A 13,653-nucleotide genomic window follows, 5' to 3' on the forward strand; every position below is an offset into this window, starting at 1 on the left:
GGCATAAGAGGTAAGCCGTGGGGGTGGGTTCGTCGAGGGGGTGGGAGCCACGACGAGCAAGGTGTCTCCCTCTCCCCTTGTGGTGGGAGAGGGTGGATCGCCGCGAAGCGGCGAGACGGGTGAGGGGTATCTATCCTCGCTAACAGTCTCACATGTGGAAACAACCCCTCATCCGGCGCTTCGCGCCACCTTCTCCCACAAGGGGAGAAGGGAAGAAAATCACTCCGACATCGGCTTGTCGGAGATGTCCCAGTCCTTGCCGGTGAAGGTGGAGATGAAGAGCGTCTTCATCGGCGTGTAGTCTTCGGGCGTGTAGCTGTAGGTGACGCCGTCGAGGAAGTAGGGCGAGTGGAAGCCGGCGAGCGTGGAGGCCTGCTTCAGCACATTTGCGCGGGTGAGGTCGTCGCCGCAGCGGCGCAGGATCTCGCCCATGGTCACGGCCTGGCCGTAACCGGCGAAGGCGATGGTGTTGTCGGGGTCGATGGCCGGCGTGTACTTCTTGCGCAGCTCCTCGAACGCCATCACGTCGGGGTCCTTCTCCCATTTGGGCAGGCCGACCTCCTTGTTGTAGCGGATGGCGACGATGCCGGTGGCGTTTTCCAGGCCCGCGGCATTGAGGATCGAGCGACCCGTGGAGCCTGCGGACAGAAGTTGCAGCGGCTTCCAGCCGAGCTCGGCGACCTTCCGGATCGACTGCGACGAGGCCTTGCCGGTCGAGATGTTGTAGAAGACGTCCGCGCCCGACTTGGAGAGATTGATGAGCTGGGAATCGACGGTCGGCTCGGTCAGATCGTAGGTCTGCTCCATGATCACCTGCGCCGTGCCGCCGGCGTCCGCCAGCACCTTCTTGAACGGCCCGAGGAAGTCGCGGCCGAAATCGTCGTTCTGGTAGAGGATGCCGATCTTGGCATTCGGCTTCACGCTGACGACGTGCCGCGCCAGGATGCGTGCCTCGGTCGGATAGAGCGGCAGGCCCGCCATGGTCCATTTGAACTCTTTCGGGTTGTTCCACTTCGACGCGCCGGTGTTGAGCAGCAGCTGCGGCACGCCCTTCGAGTTCAGGTATTTGTGCACGGCGGTCTGCGGCGCGGTGCCGAGCGAGCCGTACAGCGCGAGAACTTCCTCCTGCTCGACCAGGCGCCGCGTCGCCTCGACGCATTTCGGCGCGCTGTAGGCATCGTCCATGGTGAGGAACTTGACCTTGCGTCCGTTGATGCCGCCCTTCTCGTTCAGCATCTGGAAATAGGCTTCGCCGACGCGCCCGAGCACGCCATAGAGCGAACCAGGGCCGGAATGCGGCACGGTCTGCCCGATCTTGATCTCGGTGTCGCTGGCGCCCGCATCGTATTTCTTCTCCGCGGCCCAGACGTAAGGCGCGGGCAACGTCGATGCGGCGATGGTGGCGAGCGCGGCGGCGCTGAAGTCGCGCCGCGATGGATTCTTGGTCATTGTTGTTTTCTCCCTGATGCGCGCATTGTGCTGGCAGGGCTGCGCAGCTCGCAAGTAGGAAGTTTGTTGCTTTGCGACGCAATGACACCCAGATTGCAGTGAATTAGCGCCTAGACTCAAGTTTTCTCGGCGACGACGACGAGGCCGCGCACCGGCTCGTTGTTCTCGTTGCGCGGCGAGGCCGGCTCGAGCGTCAGCAGCTTCAGCCCGGCTCTCGCGATGGCACCGCGCACATATTCCGCCGAGTGGGCATAGCGCAGGCCTTCGCCGAGCACGATGCCATCGCCCGCATGCGTCTCCAGCGTGAAGGCGAGCACGCCGCCGGATACGAGCACGCGCCTGGCTTCGGTCAGCACCGGCGCGAGATCGGAGAGATAGACGAACGCGTCCGCGGCAACGACGAGGTTCGCGCTCGCATCGCTCTTACCGCGCAGGCCCTCGATCATGTCGGCAACTTCGAGCTCGGCGTAAAGGCCGGTGGCGCGCGCTTCCTTGATCATGCCGGGCGACAGATCAATGCCGATGAAATGATCAACCTGCTTGGCGAAGGCGGCGGCTGCAAGCCCGGTGCCGCAACCGAGATCGATGGTGCGCTTGAAGAAGGCCGGCTTCTTGCCGGCGACGCGCGCGGCCAGCACCGCCTTGAAGATCAGCGCAGGGGCGCGATAGCCGAGATCGTTGATCAGCGCATGCTCGAAGCGCGGCGCATATTGATCGAACAGCGCCTGCACATAGGCCTTGGGCATCTCCGCAACCTGCGCATCGCCGAGCCGCATCAGATGCAGGCCGGCGCCGTGCTGATCCCCAGGATCGGAGTCGCGCGCCTTGCGAAAGGCGGCGATCGCCTTGTCGCGCTCGCCGAGCTGCTGGCGGATTTCGCCGAGCGTGAACCAGGCCGAGGTGAAGTTTGGCGCAAGCTCGATCGCCTGCTCCAGCAGATCGGCGGCGGCGGGCAGATCGCCCTTGAGCTGGAGGTCGCGGGCGAACTCGAAACGGCGGTCGGCCATGAGATCGCCGGAGGTCAGGAACAGGCGGAGCGGCATTGAGGAACCAACACTCGTCATTGCCGGGCCTGACCCGGCAATCCATCAAAAAAGGAACTGTTTAGGGCGATGGATGCGCGGGTCAAGCCCGCGCATGACGGGTGAATATCGGGACACCGCTGCCTATATGACGTCCATGCGCCCGCAAGACATCCTGCTGCCAGCTGCTGCCGGCCTGTGCTGCAAGCCCGGCGGCTTCCATATCGACCCTGTCCGCCCGGTGGAGCGGGCCGTGATCACCCACGGCCATTCCGACCATGCCCGTGCCGGCCATGGCGCGGTGCTGGCGACGCAGGAAACGCTCGATATGATGCGACTGCGCTATGGCGAGAATTTTGCCGGCTCGACGCAAGTCATCCGCTATGGCGAGGAGATCCGGCTCGGCGACGTCCGCGTGAAATTCCATCCGGCCGGCCATGTGCTGGGCTCGGCGCAGATCGCGGTGACGTGCAAGGACACCTGCATCGTCGCCTCCGGCGACTACAAGGATGCGGCCGACCCGACCTGCACGCCGTTCGAGCTGGTGCCATGCGACGTCTTCATCACCGAGGCGACATTCGGCCTGCCGGTGTTCCGGCATGGCGATGCGGCCGACGAGGTCAAGAAGCTGCTCGCCTCCGTCGCGCTGTTTCCGGAACGCGCGCACCTCGTCGGCGCCTATTCGCTCGGCAAGGCGCAGCGCGTCATCGCGCTGCTGCGGCGGGCCGGCTATGACGCGCCGATCTATCTGCATGGCGCGATGGAGAAGATCACATCCTACTACCAGAGCCGCGGGATCGAACTCGGCGAGCTCAGGCCGGCGGCCGGCATGAAGAAGGCGGCGCTGGCCGGCACCATCACGCTGGCACCACCGTCGGCCACGTCGGATATCTGGGCTCGGCGCTTTCCCGACCCGGTCACCGCCTTCGCCTCGGGCTGGATGCGCGTGCGCGCCCGGGCGCGGCAGGGCGGCGTCGAATTGCCTTTGGTGATCTCCGACCACGCCGACTGGGATGGTCTCACGGCGACCATCAAGGCGACCGGCGCCGGCGAGATCTGGGTCACCCACGGCCAGGAGGATGCGCTGGTGCATTGGTGCCGGAGCAAGGGCCTGAAGGCGCAGCCGCTCGATCTCGTCGGCTATGGCGACGAGGAGGAGAGCGAGACGCCTGACGCCGGCGAGACTGAGGCATGAACCGCTTCGCCGAACTGCTCGACCGCCTCGCCTACGAGCCCGGCCGCAACAACAAGCTGCGGCTGATCACCGGCTATTTCCGCGAGGTCGGCGATCCCGACCGCGGCTATGCACTGGCGGCGCTGACCGGCGCGCTCAGCTTCAAGCACGCAAAGCCCGCGCTGATCCGGGATTTGATTGCGTCGCGCACGGATGAGGTGCTGTTCGGGTTGAGCTACGACTATGTCGGCGACCTCTCGGAGACGGTCGCGCTGATGTGGCCGAAGAGAGCCGTCAACGACGACCAGTCTTTCCTGGGCCACCCCTCTCCCCCGCCCTCCCCCGCAAGGGGGGAGGGAGCGCGGTTGCGTGCGCGGCGACAGACGGGCTCAACGACTGATGGTGAGCCAGCACGTGATGGACGCACCACTCTCACCGTTCCCTCCCCCCCTGCGGGGGAGGGGCAGGGAGGGGGGTACTCCGGGCGAGATGGCAATGAGTCCCTTCATCCACCTCGCCACAACAACCCACCTCCCCCTACCCTCACCGAAGTCGTCACAACTCTCCGCACCCTCGGCAAGACCGAGTTGCCGAAGCAGCTCGAACGCTGGCTCGACGAGCTCGACGAGACCGGCCGCTGGGCCCTCCTGAAGCTCGTCACCGGTGCGCTGCGGATCGGCATCTCCGCGCGCCTCGCCAAGACTGCGGCCGCTACGCTCGGCGACAAGGATCCGCACGAGATCGAGCTGATCTGGCCGGGACTCAGCCCACCTTATCTCGACCTGTTCGCCTGGCTGGAAGGCCGCGGCGAAAAGCCTGTCAATCGCGATCCCGCGCCGTTCCGGCCCGTGATGCTCGCGCATGCAATCGAGGATGCGGATTTCGCCGCGCTCGATCCCGCCGACTACATCGCCGAATGGAAATGGGACGGCATCCGCGTGCAGGCGGTCGCCGGCCGCGACGAGCGCGGGCAGATCGCGGCGCGACTCTATTCGCGCACCGGCGAGGACATCACCGGCAGCTTTCCGGATCTCGTGCCCTCGCTGCGCCTGCCCGGCGCGATCGACGGCGAGCTGCTGATCCTGCGCGAAGGCCGCGTGCAGAGTTTCAACGTCCTGCAGCAACGACTCAACCGCAAGGTCGTCTCGCCCAAGCTGATCAAGGAGTTTCCGATTCACCTGCGCGCCTACGATCTGCTCGGCGACGACGAGAATGATCTGCGCGAGCTGCCGTTCGCGGAGCGGCGCGAGCGGCTGGAGACATTCGTCAGGAAGCTTAGCGATCCCCGCATCGATCTGTCGCCCACCGTTCCCTTCGCGAGCTGGGAGGCGCTGACCGCGGCGCGCGCCGATCCCGCGAGCGCAGGCGCCGGAGAGGATGCTGACGCTGTCGAAGGCGTGATGCTGAAGCGGCGCGATGCACCTTATCTGCCGGGGCGGCCGAAGGGGCAGTGGTGGAAGTGGAAGCGCGATCCGCACATCATCGATGCCGTGCTGATGTATGCGCAGCGCGGCCATGGCAAGCGCTCGTCCTATTATTCCGACTACACCTTTGGCGTCTGGACCAAAGGCGCTGATGGCGACGAGCTGGTGCCGGTGGGAAAAGCCTATTTCGGCTTCACCGACGAGGAGCTCTTGCAGATCGACCGCTTCGTCCGCCGCAACACCACCGAAAAATTCGGTCCCGTGCGCCACGTCGTGCACGAGGGCGACAAGGGGCTGGTGCTGGAGGTCGCCTTCGAAGGCCTGCAGCGCTCGCCGCGGCACAAATCCGGCATCGCCATGCGCTTTCCCCGCATCAGCCGCCTGCGCTGGGACAAGCCGCCGCGGGAGGCCGACCGGCTGGAGACGCTGGAGAGGATGTTGAAAGCGGAGCCGGCGGAGATTGAGGTGTAAACAGGCGCCCCCTCTCCCGCTTGCGGGAGAGGGCTGGGGAGAGGGTGTCTCCACATTGGGACACTCCCCCAGAGGCGAGAGCCCTCACCCGCGCGCGGGACGATGCTTCGCATCGCCCGGGGCGCGACCTCTCCCGCATCCGCCTTCGCCAAGGCTTCGGCGGACATGAGCGGGAGAGTTGCAGCCAGTCCGCGGCACGTGCTTGCCCGAATTAAACTCCGGTAACCCGATTGACGCCCCGCCACGGGTTCCCCATGTCCCCCGCCGTGCCCTATAATGGGGTCGAATCCGCCCGAGGAGTTTGCGATGGTCCAAGACGTCAGAGATTTGCCGGCCGGCCGCAGCGACGGCCTGAACCGCTTTCTCGGCGGCTCGCCGCTGGCGGTCGCGTTTCGCCTGGTCCTGCTGTCGATCCTGGTCGGCGTCGTGCTCGCCGCGATCGGCTTCGATCCCTGGAATATCATCTACAGCATTCGCCTGTTGTTCCAGCGTCTGTGGGATCTCGGCTTCGATACCATCAACTGGCTGTGGCGCTACTTCCTGCTCGGCGCGGTCATCGTGATCCCGATCTGGCTGCTCTCGCGCGTGTTCGGCGCGCCGCGCGGCCGGTAAGGATATGATTCGGGGAGTGCGCAGCCGATGCAACTGCGTTTCGTCGGCTGCGGTGACGCCTTCGGCTCCGGCGGCAGGCTCAACACCTGCTTCCATGTCTCGGGGCGCGAAGCGAACTTCCTGATCGATTGCGGTGCGTCGGCGCTGCCGGCGCTGAAGCGGCTCGAGATCGAGCGAAACGACATCGACCTGATCCTGATTACGCATTTCCACGGCGACCATTTTGCCGGCCTGCCGTTCTTCCTGCTCGACGCGCAATTCTCGCGGCGGACGCGGCCGCTGACGATCGCGGGCCCGCAAGGCATCGAGACGCGGCTGCGTGAGGTGATGGAATCGCTGTTCGAGCATTCCTCGCGGACAAAACAACGCTTCGAGCTCAACGTCGTCGAGCTCGCGCCCGGGCAGAGCCGGAGTTTTGGCGTCGTGACCGTGACGCCCTACCCGGTCGTGCACGGCGACTCCGGCGGTCCCTTCCTCGCCTATCGCGTCGAGACCGAGGGCCGCACGCTCGCCTACAGCGCCGACACCGAATGGACGGAGACGCTCATTCCGCTGGCGCATGGCGCAGACCTTTTCATCGCCGAAGCCTATATGTACGAGAAGGTGGTCAAGAACCATCTCAGCCTGAAGACCTTGGAACAGCATTTACCTGCAATCGGCGCAAAACGCCTCGTCCTCACCCATATGAGCGACGACATGCTGTCGCGTCTGGACGACATCGCGCATCTCGCCGCCGAAGACGGCATGGTGCTCGTGTTCTGACATGCACGCGCCTGTTCCCCTCAAGATCGGCTCCCGCCAGGTGTTCGCCATCGCAGGTCCGGCGATGGTGGCGAACCTCACGACGCCGCTGATCGGCGTGGTCTCGACCACCGCGATCGGCCGGCTCGACGATGCGGCGCTGCTCGGCGGCGTCGCGATGGCCTCCGTGATCTTCGACTGCCTGTTCTGGCTGTTCGGTTTCCTGCGCATGAGCACGCTCGCCTTCACCGCGCAGGCGCTCGGCGCGGGCGAGACGCGCGAGCAGACCGTAATCCTGGTGCGCGGATTCATCGTCGCCGGCCTGATCGGCGCAGCGCTGATCGCGCTGCAATTGCCGCTCTCCGCCGTGCTGTTCGACCTGATGGGCGGCAGCGAAGGCGTGACGCGGGCCGCCAAGACCTATTTCATGATCCGGATCTGGTCGTCGCCCTTCGCCTTCGCCAATTACGTCATTCTCGGCTGGCTGGTGGGACAGGCCCGCGCCAATCCGGCGCTGTTGCTGCAGGTCGTCATCAACCTCATCAACATGGCGGCGACGATCCTGCTGGTGCTGGTCTACGACACCGGCATCGCGGGCGCGGCGATCGCCGCCGTGCTGTCGGAGACAACAGGCTTCGTGCTCGGCGCGATCGTGTGCCATCGCCATGCCGCCGGCGGCTTCAAGGTGCCCAGCACAATGCTGTTCGATCGCGCAAAACTGATGCGGCTCCTGGCGGTCAACACCGACATCCTGATCCGCACCGCGGCGCTGATCGCCGTGTTCCTGTTCTTCACCGCCAAGGGCGCGCGGGCCGGCGACGTCACGCTTGCGGCGAACTCCGTGCTCAACAATTTCCTGCTGGTCAGCGCCTTCTTCCTCGACGGCCTCGCCAATGCGGCGCAGCAGCTCTGCGGCCGCACCTTTGGCGCGCGTGACGCGAGGGGATTTGCGGACTCGACCCGGCTGGTGCTGCTATGGGGGCTCGGCTTCGCGCTGGTCGTCGCCGTGCTGTTCGCGCTGTTCGGACCTGATATCATCAACTTCATGACGGCGAGCGAGGATGTCCGCCGCGCCGCGCGCGATTTCCTGCCGTTCATCGTGCTTGCGCCTATCCCCGGCGTGTTCGCGTTCGGCTTCGACGGCATCTATGTCGGCGCGACCTGGGCGCGCGAGATGCGCAATCTGATGCTGCTATCGCTCGCGATCTTCTTCGGCATCTGGCTGGCGCTGCAGTCGTTCGGCAATGCCGGACTGTGGTGCGCGCTGATCGCGTTCTACATCGCGCGCGGCGGCTTGCAGGGCGCGAGGTATCCGGTGTTGTATCGGGTGACGTTTTCAAAGCCATAGAAGCGTCGTAGCCCGGATGGAGCGCAGCGTAATCCGGGGTCTTGGCACTCTCGGATAGAATCCCGGATTGCGCTGCGCTCCATCCGGGCTACGAGAGACCGCCTCACATCCCCGGCCAGTCTTCGGCGGTCAGCGTCGCGGCATCGGAGCCCACGATTTCGGACAGCGAATCACGCCCTGTCCGCAGCAGCGTCGAGGTGAGGTCGCGCTTGATCTCCTCGACGAGGCCGATGCCCTTGTAGACCAGCGACGAATAGAGCTGGATCAGGCTGGCGCCTGCGCGGATTTTTGTCAGCGCCGCACCGCCGGAATCGACGCCGCCGACGCCGACCAGGGGGAACGCGCCCTCGACGCGCACATAGGTCTCCGCGACCATCCGCGTCGAGAGGCGGAACAGCGGCCGGCCGGACAGGCCGCCCTGCTCCTTGGCGCGCGTCTCCTCGCGCAGCGTGCTCGGCCGCGCGATCGTCGTGTTCGACACGATCATGCCGTCGACCTTGCGCGAGCGCGCGACCTGCACGACATCGTCGAGCTGGGCGAGGCTGAGATCAGGCGCGATCTTGAGCAGCACCGGCGTATCGCCGGCCTTCTGCCTGACACGCTCGCGCGCATCGATCACGCGCGCGAGGAGATCGTCGAGCAGCGCGCCTTCCTGCAAGTTGCGCAGGCCCGGCGTGTTCGGCGAGGAGACGTTGACGGTGAAATAGCTCGCGACCGGCGCAAAGGTCTCGATCAGCTTGACGTAGTCGTCGACGCGGTCCGGCGAATCCTTGTTGGCGCCGACATTGACGCCGACGATGCCGCCATGCTGCGCGCGTGCGGCGAGCCGGCGCAGCGCGACTTCGGCGCCGTCATTGTTGAAGCCCATGCGGTTGATGACGGCTTCGTCGCGCTCGAGCCGGAACAGCCGCGGCCGCGGATTGCCGGCTTGCGGCTTCGGCGTCACCGAGCCGATCTCGACGAAGCCGAAACCGAGCCGCAGCAGCGCATCCGGCACCTCGGCGCTCTTGTCGAAGCCGGCGGCCATGCCGATCGGATTGGGAAAATTGAGCCCGAAGGCGCGGACCGCAAGCTTGGGATCGTCAGCGCGCGGCTTGACCGGCGGCAGGAAGCGCAGGCCCTGGATCGCCAGGCGATGCGCATCCTCCGGATCGAGCCAGCGCAGCACCGGCAGCGAGAAGGCGTCGAAAGCGCGGATCACGGCGCAAGCTCCGGAACATCGTGGCTGCCGTCGGAGCGCATGTTGAGGTTCAGCACCGAGATGACAGCGCCGAGATCGAGCTCGCCATAGAGGTGCGGAAACAGCTCCTCATTGCGCGAGCGCTCCCAGCGCAGTTCGCTGCCCAGCGCATCGCCGTCGACCTCGACCAGGAACAGCGCCCGCTGCCCGGCGAAGTGCTTGCGCAGGGTTTCGGGAACCTGGGCGGCCGTCGAGAAATGAATGAAGCCGTCGCGCGAATCGTCCGCGCTGCCCTGGTACACGCCGTGCCGTTCCGCCTCGCGCCAGGCCGAGGCCGGACAGATTTTGTAGATCTTGACCACCGCTTACGCAGCCCTGTTTGCCCTTTGAGACAGCTCTTTGAGTCTCTTGGGTTTTTTCGTCTATTGGGGTCCCTGAAACCCCGGGCGCGACCGTAAAGGCCGCTCCTTCCGAACTCAAGACTTAGCGCCTGTTCCGTCCCGATGAAATCGGGACGGGCCGTCAGATTCCTGTTTTGACGCGTTTTCCTTGCCACGCACTTGTATTCCCTCGGCCCGACCACCGCTTTCGCGTCACCCCTTGCGCGAAAAACGGAAAACCGGTTGATTTGAGGACAGTTTTCCTGAGTTGCGACGGGCTGGACCTTCCATGGTCAGACAGGCCAAAGCGCAGAGGATGCTGACTCACGACCAGATCTGGATCGCGCTGGATCGGCTTGCGGCGCGCGCCGGCCTGTCGCCGTCCGGCCTTGCCAAGCGTGCCGGGCTCGACCCCACCACCTTCAACAGGTCCAAGCGCGTCACCCCTGATGGCCGCGAGCGCTGGCCCTCGACCGAATCGATCGCGAAAGCGCTGGCGGCGACCGGCGACTCCATCGACACCTTTGCAAGGCTGATCGACGACGAGGCAGGCGACGGCCGTTCGGTGCCGCTGCTCGGCCTCGCGCTGGCCGGTGCGAGCGGCGCCTTCGACGAGTCCGGCCTTCCATCGGGCAAGGGCTGGACCGAAGTCGCGCTGCCCACCGTCGAGGACGGCCAGACGTTTGCGCTGGAGATCGCCGGCGATGCGCTTGCGCCCACCTATCGCGACGGTGACGTCATCCTGGTCTCACCGGGCACAGCGATCCGCAAGGGCGATCGTGTCGTGGTGAAGACCCGAGCGGGCGAAGTGACGATCGCAACCCTGAAGCGCCGCACGACAAAGTCGCTGGAATTGCAGCCGCTCGATGCCTCGCAGGCCGAGCGCACGATGGCGACAGGCGAGGTCGCCTGGGTCGCAAGGATCGTGTGGGCGAGCCAATAGATTCAACGCGCGATTGCCATTGCGACTCACCGGCCCTCTCACCTAGGTTGCGCGCGAAATTGCCGATCGAATTGATCTGAGGGGGACTACGATGAATCGCCGTCACGCATTGAAAGCACTCGCGGGTCTTGCGCTTTGTCCGGTGTGCAAGCCGGCCTTCGCCGCCGAAGGCGTGCATTGGAGCTATGAAGGCGCCGGCGGTCCGGGCAAATGGGGCGACCTCGATGCAGCCAACAAGGCCTGCACGGTCGGCCTGCAACAATCGCCGATCGACATCGAGACGACGGTGAAGTCGCAATTGCCCGCGCTGAAGCTGAACTGGGGCAGGACTGCCGATACCATCGTCAACAACGGGCACACGATCCAGCTCAACTTCGCCGAAGGCAGCACGCTTCTTCTCGGCGACGTCAAATACAAGCTGCTCCAGGTGCACTTCCACCGGCCGAGCGAGCACATGTTCGGCGGCAAGAATTTTCCGATGGAGGCGCATTTCGTCCACCGCAACGATGCCGGCGGGCTCGCCGTGGTCGGCGTGCTGATGGCCGAAGGCAAGCCGAACCCGGCCTTCGGCAAGATCATCAAGACCATGCCGGCGGCGGAAGGCCCCGCGGTGAAGGCGGATGCGAGCATCGATCCGCTCGCCATGCTGCCAACGAAGCTCGGCTATTACCGCTATCCCGGCTCGCTGACGACGCCGCCCTGCTCGGAAGTGGTGGAATGGCTGCTGCTGACCACCCCGATCCAGGTATCGGCCGCCGATGTCGCCGCGTTCGCAAAGCTCTACCCGATGAACGCGCGGCCGGTGCAGAAGGATAACAGGCGTTACGTGCTGCGGTCGATCTAACAGGGGCGCAAGTATTCATCGATGTCGTCCTGGCGAAAGCCAGGACCCATTACCCCAGGGGAAGTCGTCGTGCGAGTTGGCAACTCCGAGTCCCCGTAACCACATCCGACGGTGGTTATGGGTCTTGGCTTTCGCCAGGACGACGACGGGGAGATGGGGTCGCTTACAATCGAGATCCGACGCCCTCAGCTTGTAGCCCGGATGGAGCGAAGCGCAATCCGGGACCGCTGGCGCTATCCGCGATGACCCCGGATTTCGCTTCGCTCCATCCGGGCTACGGGTCTTCCGTTGGGCTACAGCATTACGCTGATCGCGCCAGCGCGCCGTCGATCATGTTCACCGCGTTCTGCACGCCGTACACCGCGACGAAGGAGCCGAAGCGCGGGCCCTTCTCCTGGCCGAGCAGGACCTGGTAGAGCATGTTGAACCAGTCGAGCGTGACACCGGGACGGCCGTCCTTGCCCTTCTTGACCTGGTCGAGGAACGGCTCGCGGCGGCCGATCTCGTAGACGACGTTCTGGATGTCTTCCGCGGACGCCTCCTGCGGAAGCTGCGAGAGCGCATCGCGCAGGTCCTGAAGCGCCGCGCGCTCCGTGTCCGTCGGCACGCGGAACTGCTTCGTCGGCGCGACGAAGTCGCGATAATAGTTGATGGCGTAACCGACCATCGCATCGAGCTTGGGGTGCGTCTGCGGGCTCACGCCGGGACGATAGCGGCCGATGAAACCCCACAGCGTCTCGGCGTTCTCCGCGTTCGACGACGACACCAGCGTCAAGAGCAGCTGGAAGGTGACGGGCATGTCGCCCTGCGGTGGCTTGCCGTTGTGGATGTGCCAGACCGGATTGCCGAGCTGCTGCTTGCCGTCCTGTTTGGCAAAACCGTCGATGAATTGCTGATAGTCGTCGACGTTGCGCGGGATGACGTCGAAATACAGCCGCTTGGCCGCCTTCGGCTCGCGGTACATGAACAGCGACAGCGATTCCGGCGAGGCATAGCGCAGCCATTCGTCGATGGTGAGGCCGTTGCCCTTCGACTTCGAGATCTTCTGGCCCTGCTCGTCGAGGAAGAGCTCGTAGTTGAAGCCTTCGGGCGGCGTGGCGCCGAGCGCCTTCGCGATGGCGCCGGACAGCTTCACGGAATCGATCAGGTCCTTGCCGGCCATCTCATAATCGACGCCGAGCGCGACCCAGCGCATCGCCCAGTCGGCCTTCCACTGGCATTTTACATTTCCGCCGGTCACCGGTGTCTCGACTTCCTGGTTGGTATCAGGATCGACATAGGTCACCGTGCCGGCCGCGACGTCGCGGCGGATCATCGGCACCTGCAGCACGACACCGCTGGTCTTGCTGATGGGGAGGAACGGCGAATAGGTCGCGCGGCGATCGGGGCCGAGCGTCGGCAGGATGATCGCCATGACCTTGTCGTAGGCAGCGAGCATCTTCAGCAGCGTCGCATCGAAGCGGCCGGACGTGTAGTAGTCGGTCGAGCTCGCGAACTCGTAGTCGAAGCCGAAATGATCGAGGAAGGCGCGCAGCCGCGCATTGTTGTGGTGGCCGAACGAGGGGTATTCGTTGGAGAACGGATCCGGCACCCGCGTCAGCGGCTTGCCGAGATGCGCGGCCAGCATCTCCTTGTTGGGGACGTTGTCGGGCACTTTGCGAAACCCGTCCATGTCGTCGGAGAACGCGAGCAGGCGCGTCTTGATCTTGTCCTCGGTCAGCACGCGGAAGGCGTGGCGCACCATCGAGGTGCGCGCGACCTCGCCGAACGTGCCGATATGCGGTAGGCCCGACGGGCCGTAACCGGTCTCGAACAGCACCTCGTCCTTCGGGCTTTTCTTCAGCCGCGCGACAATGGCCTTCGCCTGCTCGAACGGCCAGGCGTTGGATTGTTCGGCGAGCGCACGCAGGTCGCTCGGGCTCATGCTGGGATCGATAACGGACATCAAGGGGCCTCCGGGCCGCGGAAAATAGCGATTTCCGGGCAGAATGCAATTTTGTGGGCGGTGTTGCCTCTCGCACCGTCATTGCGAGCGAAGCGAAGCAATCCAGAATCTTTCCGCGGA

Annotated in this window: 12 protein-coding genes; 7 read left to right on the forward strand and 5 right to left on the reverse strand. The window is 65.1% G+C overall.

Annotation, left to right across the window (positions count from 1 at the left end):
* Positions 1-219: 219 nt before the first annotated feature.
* Both QA649_RS41290 and QA649_RS41295 read right to left on the reverse strand, forming a co-directional pair.
* Entirely contained in the window at positions 220-1,449 is a 1,230-nt protein-coding gene (locus QA649_RS41290) for an ABC transporter substrate-binding protein (RefSeq protein WP_283022165.1), read from the reverse strand.
* 116 nt (positions 1,450-1,565) lie between these two features.
* Positions 1,566-2,492 (reverse strand): methyltransferase domain-containing protein, encoded by a 927-nt coding sequence (locus tag QA649_RS41295; RefSeq protein WP_283022166.1) that lies wholly within the window; start codon positions 2,490-2,492, stop codon positions 1,566-1,568.
* Between the two features lie 136 nt (positions 2,493-2,628).
* On the opposite strand from QA649_RS41295, the gene QA649_RS41300 reads away from it, so the two are divergent.
* The 5 genes from QA649_RS41300 (at position 2,629) to QA649_RS41320 (ending at position 8,241) form a co-directional block, all read left to right on the forward strand.
* Positions 2,629-3,666, forward strand: a complete 1,038-nt coding sequence (locus QA649_RS41300) for a ligase-associated DNA damage response exonuclease (protein ID WP_283026215.1) — start codon at positions 2,629-2,631, stop codon at positions 3,664-3,666.
* Positions 3,663-5,540 carry an ATP-dependent DNA ligase gene (locus tag QA649_RS41305; RefSeq protein WP_283022167.1) on the forward strand — a complete coding sequence of 626 codons (1,878 nt, stop codon included), beginning with the start codon at positions 3,663-3,665 and terminating at the stop codon, positions 5,538-5,540. The genes QA649_RS41300 and QA649_RS41305 overlap by 4 nt, the downstream gene beginning before the upstream one ends.
* 306 nt (positions 5,541-5,846) lie before the next feature.
* Entirely contained in the window at positions 5,847-6,152 is a 306-nt protein-coding gene (locus tag QA649_RS41310) for a DUF6460 domain-containing protein (RefSeq protein WP_018644944.1), read from the forward strand.
* Between the two features lie 27 nt (positions 6,153-6,179).
* Entirely contained in the window at positions 6,180-6,914 is a 735-nt protein-coding gene (locus QA649_RS41315) for an MBL fold metallo-hydrolase (protein ID WP_283022168.1), read from the forward strand.
* 1 nt (position 6,915) lies between these two features.
* Positions 6,916-8,241, forward strand: coding sequence for an MATE family efflux transporter (locus QA649_RS41320; protein WP_283022169.1), 1,326 nt, complete (start codon positions 6,916-6,918; stop codon positions 8,239-8,241).
* A 103-nt stretch (positions 8,242-8,344) separates the two neighbouring features.
* Here the strand turns inward: QA649_RS41320 and QA649_RS41325 are convergent, their stop codons facing one another.
* Both QA649_RS41325 and QA649_RS41330 read right to left on the reverse strand, forming a co-directional pair.
* Positions 8,345-9,442, reverse strand: coding sequence for a quinone-dependent dihydroorotate dehydrogenase (locus tag QA649_RS41325; protein ID WP_283022170.1), 1,098 nt, complete (start codon positions 9,440-9,442; stop codon positions 8,345-8,347).
* Entirely contained in the window at positions 9,439-9,783 is a 345-nt protein-coding gene (locus tag QA649_RS41330) for a DUF952 domain-containing protein (RefSeq protein WP_018644940.1), read from the reverse strand. The genes QA649_RS41325 and QA649_RS41330 overlap by 4 nt, the downstream gene beginning before the upstream one ends.
* Before the next feature lie 307 nt (positions 9,784-10,090).
* Between QA649_RS41330 and QA649_RS41335 the strand changes: the two genes are divergently transcribed.
* Both QA649_RS41335 and QA649_RS41340 read left to right on the forward strand, forming a co-directional pair.
* Positions 10,091-10,744: a helix-turn-helix transcriptional regulator gene (locus QA649_RS41335; protein ID WP_283022171.1), complete on the forward strand. Its 654-nt coding sequence runs from the start codon at positions 10,091-10,093 to the stop codon at positions 10,742-10,744.
* A 91-nt stretch (positions 10,745-10,835) separates the two neighbouring features.
* Complete coding sequence (locus QA649_RS41340) at positions 10,836-11,588, forward strand: carbonic anhydrase family protein (protein WP_283022172.1); 753 nt, start codon at positions 10,836-10,838, stop codon at positions 11,586-11,588.
* Positions 11,589-11,889: 301 nt separating this feature from the next.
* Here the strand turns inward: QA649_RS41340 and QA649_RS41345 are convergent, their stop codons facing one another.
* Positions 11,890-13,533: a lysine--tRNA ligase gene (locus tag QA649_RS41345; RefSeq protein WP_283022173.1), complete on the reverse strand. Its 1,644-nt coding sequence runs from the start codon at positions 13,531-13,533 to the stop codon at positions 11,890-11,892.
* Between the last annotated feature and the right edge of the window lie 120 nt (positions 13,534-13,653).

The organism is Bradyrhizobium sp. CB1717 (genome assembly GCF_029714325.1).
Classification (GTDB): domain Bacteria; phylum Pseudomonadota; class Alphaproteobacteria; order Rhizobiales; family Xanthobacteraceae; genus Bradyrhizobium.